General features: G+C 35.7%; 2 protein-coding genes. Both read right to left on the bottom strand.

Annotated elements, in window-relative coordinates; all coding sequences use genetic code 11:
- Positions 1–673 precede the first annotated feature (673 nt).
- Positions 674–3,958, bottom strand: a complete 3,285-nt coding sequence (locus HXW94_RS17890; protein WP_178368259.1) for a thrombospondin type 3 repeat-containing protein — start codon at positions 3,956–3,958, stop codon at positions 674–676.
- A 36-nt stretch (positions 3,959–3,994) separates the two neighbouring features.
- Positions 3,995–4,630 (bottom strand): PEP-CTERM sorting domain-containing protein, encoded by a 636-nt coding sequence (locus HXW94_RS20185; protein ID WP_178368260.1) that lies wholly within the window; start codon positions 4,628–4,630, stop codon positions 3,995–3,997.
- Between the last annotated feature and the right edge of the window lie 1,569 nt (positions 4,631–6,199).

Consider the following 6,199-nt stretch of genomic DNA (forward strand, 5'->3'; position numbering starts at 1 on the left):
CAATTCTAAAGTACACTAAAGGAACGTGCTGTTCACAGTATTTTTTTTAAAAAATAATTTTCAGCATCTCAAAAACACATTTTGATTTTACGAAGTGTCAAACGGAAAATGAAGGATGCCCAAATTTTTTTATTTTAAAATTGGCATACTTCATTTCCCGCCTTACACTTTATAGGTGCCGACTCCCATTTTTCGGGAACCTCCATTCAAAAAGTTCCGGGTAGAGGGATGTTTTAATTTGCGCAGACTAAGCATTAACTGAAGTAGTCAACAATCCTTTCAATAAAGGCTTTTGCCCACAATCATAGACAAAGTCCTCGCCGTAAGATTCCTAAAATTCTGTTCTAAAATTTTCAGCAATTCAAATGGTTTTTTTGACAGTTTTGGCCTAAAAAATTTATTACTCGGATAAATGTTTGTAACTTCAGAATGACCGCGCAATGCTTTTGTCATTCATTGATCAATTCATGACTTTTTTTAAACTTTCCCCCTATTCTCCTCCGTTAAATTCATGCACTTAGTCATAAGGGATGAAAAATGCAAGCGCCCAAATCCCCTGATGGGGGGGCGCTTGATTATAGATTAGGTGCCTTTTAGACTAATCTCCCCAAAAAGGCACTATAACACGCAGGGGCATTGCAAACCCTACTTTATAGGATTAAATCATCCATGTTTAACTTGGACATACACACCTTGGGCAATCACACATCAACATCAGTTTCCGTGCATCCAAAACGGTAATTGTTCCATCACCGTCGATATCAGCATCCGGGAATGCGCTGGCTGGTTGATTTCGATAGGTATTGATCATATTTACATCAGCTCGATCAACAACACCGTCACCGTTTAGGTCACCTGGTTTTACTTCACAGACATCCCCAATACCATTTTCATTAGTGTCAATTTGATCGGGATTATAAGAATTAGGGCAATTATCGCACACATCGCCGATACCGTCCTCATCAAAATCAACTTGTTCTTGATTGGGTATCAAGGGACAGTTATCAAGCCCATCAACAACTCCATCTTCGTCAGAATCAATTGATGAGACTATTTTAGCAAATATAATATCATCAATGTTAACCGTACCTTCAAAATCATCATTGGAATTGCTTAGCCTAAAAGTTAAATTTATCTCTTCCCCAGCTTTACCACTTACTGGAACCCAAGAAGAATATTGCCAGCCTTTTGATACAAAATTATCTGCGAATATAGTTGAAACAGCATACCCATCTATAAAAACTTCTAAAATACAACCAGGATCGACCAACGGAAACTCGAAACTAAAGCGAAAAGCATTAGCGTTTTTAGGGACAATCATCTTTTTTGATATAATGGCATCTGAATTGAGAATAAGTCGAAGAAATCCATTTTTATGGTTATCGGCAGTAGTAATTACAACCCAGACAGCATGATTAAGTTTATCTGTTACATAATCTTTTGCATCATCAACCGCATCCAATGTTTCAACAGCTATGATTTCAACAGTTTTTTTAGTCTTTTGTGCAAATTCTTTGAGCTCTTCTTTCACTTCATCTTTTATCTTTTCGGCTGTTTCTCCCACATATATAACAGTACTAACTACCTGTTTTTCAGTCCAATCTAAGGCAGATTTAATTTTTTCTTCACAATAATCAAATATGCCAGGCCTTATATCCCATTTTGGAGCCCATAAATCATGTGTATAAAATGCATATTGATTATCATATTTTCCTGTCAAATCATTAGCCCAATAAAATCCATAATCTATGTCTTTATTTGGTATGCTGGAATCTTCCAATATGTCTTTATCCAAAAAATTTGTAACTGAGCTTCTATACCATTCGTGGGAAAGGCTATGTGCTGCTCCTAGTCCTTTTATAATATCTTTGATTACATCAAGGGTCATTACAGATGAATCAATAATTGTCCCAACTTGTCCCAAATACCAAAATGAATTATCATATTCTATTGTGAGATCACTAAAAACTTTTAAGTTCAGTAGATTTACATTAACATCAGCTTCCGCATAACCTTTCCAATCATTACTTAATTTAGTTACTGGATTTATATGACTCCATAAGATTTTTTCATTACTAACTTTTCCAAGAGCTGACCAGTAATTTTCAAAAAATATATTATCTTTATTATCTGACAAGTAATTGGTGTTACCAGGTTTGTCAATATACCAAGGAGAATCCAAGAAAACTATATGTTTTATGTTTTTTAATATTTTATCTTGGAACACTTTTTCTTTTTTTATTTGTTCTGCAGCATGGGTTATTACACCCGTTCCTAAGCTATGGCCTATTAGGTGGATATCTTTACTGTAGCCTGTTGGGATAGCAGCTTCTAAATGTTTAGCAAGATGTTTGCCAGACTCTTCTACTTTATCAAAGGGGGCTCCAATTAATTGTTTTGGGAAGCTATGAAGTTCAATATTGGTTTTGGCTTTTTCCTGCCAATTCCATAAAAATACATTCACATTGCCTTCGGCTTCAGTAAAAATATCATCACCTGTAAGAATCTGCCATGTTGGAGTTGATATAATATCCTCTTGATTCCATCCATGAGAAATAATATAGGTTTCACCTTCTAAGTTGAAATTGTCATGCAACGCCTCTAATGTACCAAATTCAGTTATTGAGTATGGTTCGGGAATTGTGCAAATCGGTCCAACTGGTTGAAGAGTTGAGATAATTTGTGGCACAACTTCAATAACAAATTCACGAGTGGTTGGTTGGTAATTACTACTTTCTAAAGTAGTTTGGTTAATAATTTTAGTACCAGGTTCCCCTATAACTTCAACAGTCAGGTTTGTAGACCAATATTCCCCTGGATTAACACTGCCATAATCCCAAGTTACAACGTCATTGAAATTTAGCGTATAATTTCCTTCAGCAGAATCAAAAGTAGCTCCTTCAGGGATAGGGTTTTTGATTACAACATTATTGATTACACTATCAGTAGGATTCTTAAAACTTATATGATAAGTTATTAACTGCCCTTGAAAGGCATTTTTTCCTGTCGTAACTTGAACCGTATTTGATAGAGGATTATATGTAACATCATATTTTCCAGGAACACAAATTCCAGTTGCATCTCCGATTCTATTTGATGCCCAAAGTTGATTTAGAGAAGTGTCAAATACTCGAAGATTATCACTACTATATCCGGTTGTAGTATAGACCATACTAGAATCTTGATTAACAGCCAATCCCATGACACCAGCAGGATAAAGGCTTTTACTGGTCAATGTTCTATTTTGTAAATCAAATTTACACAATCTATAATCTCTGGCCCAGCCTGCACCAGTGTAAACTAACTTATTTTTAACATCAATGGCAATTCCAATAGGAGAGTGTGCTACAGTAAAACTATCAACTACGTTCCAAGAATCAGTATTGAAAACTTTTATTGATCCGCCATAATAATCAGCTACATATAATTTTTCATCAAGTTCATCTAATGCTATACCAAATGCGCCAGAGATGCCTGAAAGTCTAATAGGAGATCCGGGATCTAAAGTGAGTTTATTAATCCAAGAATTCCATGTATATACATATAAATTATTAGTGCCTCTATCAACTGTATAAACTTTGCTTTTGCCTTGATCAACCACAATACCTGCCAGATTCGACGCACCAGGAGCAACAGTTGTACCTAATGCCGACATATTTTCAGCATTAATCAATTGGATAGTTCCAGAAAATTCATATGTTACGAAAAGCGTAGATGACTCTGTATCTATCGTTATTCCGACAGCACCACCTCCTAATCTTGGTATGTTATTGGTCGCTTGATAAGCAAGATTTTGGTTTTGAATATCATAAGATAGTATTGGTGTCGGACTGGCGTTTATATTACCTATAACATATAAAGATTTTGCATAAGAAAATTCAATTAGCGTCAAAAAAGTTAAAAGAGTACATATACTGAGCCCCCATAGTTTTCTTGTCAATGGCCATTCTGATTTCATTACGTCCCCTTAATTTGTCATATTTTTTAAATGAAATTAACTAGTTTTACGTCTTCCGATACCGCTAAAACCAAGAAGTCCAATACCAAATAAAATCATGGTAGAAGGTTCTGGAGCCGGAGAACTGACTTCGATAGAGCCAGTTCCTAAATCAGTAGACGTAATGGAAATAGAAGCGCCATTTTCATCCCCGAGAATAACATCCGAAATAGATAGGGAGCTATTGCCAGCAGCAAGTCCTGTAAAAGTAAGTGTGGCAAGAGTCAATGAAGAGGCTTGATCACTGAAAAAAGCATCTCCGTATACTGTATCACCAATAGGCCAAATCCAACTTTCAACTGCAAGGTTTATAGTGCCTGGGGCGGTAACCCCATCACTCTCATCTGAAGCTTCAAAAAAATCAAATAATCCCAAACCTTCACCTAATTCACAACCAGTATTGGGAGCATAAGATAGGATTGTTGGATCAAAGTTGACATTTAGATCAAAAACAGCAAGATTTTCAGGATCTAATCCTGAAATTACAATATCAACGTCAATTGATTCTCCAGCTAAAATTGATGATGAACTAGGATCAAAGCTTAAAGTTGTTGCCCAACTCTGACTTATCCCTAAAAAAGAAATACAATTAATACAACATAAAATTTGAATCCACTTTACAATTTTCTGCACACCACATTCTCCTTTGCCGAAAGTAACTATAAGTACTTAAAACTATGAAAAAAACAAATTATAGGCTACCGACATAACGCGGGATAGTTTCACCCGGTGATGAGAGTTTTGAAGTACCTAAGTCTCATGAACCGGGGATTCCGGCTTAAATCGGTAGCCAAATTGTATGATTTACAAGCATAAATTATACCACAACCTTCAGTGATGTGTAGCTGAAATAGGCTTCGACGATTAGTTCATCAATCGTCCTAAACGAAAAAGCTATAGAATATTAATTGAGTTATAATTATATTACGAATTAAATATCATTGATATTAACTTAATGGTCCTAAAGAATTCTCTTAAGAACTTAATTTTATCATTTGGAAAAAAAAATATATAAATTATGTAAAATTTGAAATACCACTACGTAGCAATACCCTTCAATCAAAGAAAGTGTCCCCTCTCTAAAGGTAAAAAGGAGAGCTATTATTCCTATGACGAAATTGCTGACCGATACGGACTTATACTCGATCATCAAGTTTTTAGGGAATTTGTTCACATTCAAGGCGTAAACAATTTTTAACCGGAGGTTAATATACGACATCTTTTGAGGATTAAAAATTTTTTCCAACGCCGAAGTCGGGCAAATTAACAAAAACTTGATCATCGAGTTATAGTACTCCAACTTTGGTTCTCCCTGGTATGCATTTTTGCTTTGGTCGACATCGGCCTTATGGTCAAAATATTATTCCCCAAAAAAAACCTAAGTTTGAGAATCAATACCTTCGCCATTAAACAGCACTTTCGAGTTCGTTAACTCGCCCAAGTGCGACTACCTTGTCGGTAATGAACTTAATATGGGGTGTCTAAATGCCCTGGTTCAGCTTGCTCATGATTTGGCTCCTTAACCCTCTAAAATACTATCTTACTTTTCTCTCAATATGGCACATATATCAAGAGATAATTTGCTATATCAATTATGCCAAGTAATTACGCCTTGATTCAGGATCAAGACGCAGCTTGAAAATCTAATTTATCTGTTTCTTTTGGGTTTTTATATTCAGAAGATAAAGAACCACTCTTTTTTTCACAACACATTGTAATATTTAGACTATCTTTCGCTTTTCTCCAGCTTTTGGCATCGGCAAAAGTGATAAATACTGATTGCTTTCACTGGTAAAAAGATCTGTTATTGTGCCAGGATTCGGGCTACCGACATAATACGGGACAGTTTGACCCGGTGATGAGATTTTTGCAGTATCTAAGCCTCATGAACCGGGGGGTTCGGAGAAGTCTTGTTCTAAAGGGTGTCCCGGCTTAAATCGGTAGCCAGGATTCGGTAACACCTTCCGACGCTGGCGAGTTAAAAAGGATGTTGAAATCGAGGTCTCATTTTGATTATTATTCCATGTAAAATAAACACGTTATCCAAAAACAACAGCTTTAAAGCTAACTTACTGAGGGCGCATTCCCATTTTCCCGGTTACCGTAGGCAGATTATTCGTAAATGCTGAAAACATTGCAATTCTTTAATAATACATATAAAAACAATTAGTTGTATCAAAAAATAGACCCTGTAATCCCATT

Source organism: Desulfobacter latus, assembly GCF_013389365.1.
GTDB classification, from domain to species: domain Bacteria; phylum Desulfobacterota; class Desulfobacteria; order Desulfobacterales; family Desulfobacteraceae; genus Desulfobacter; species Desulfobacter latus.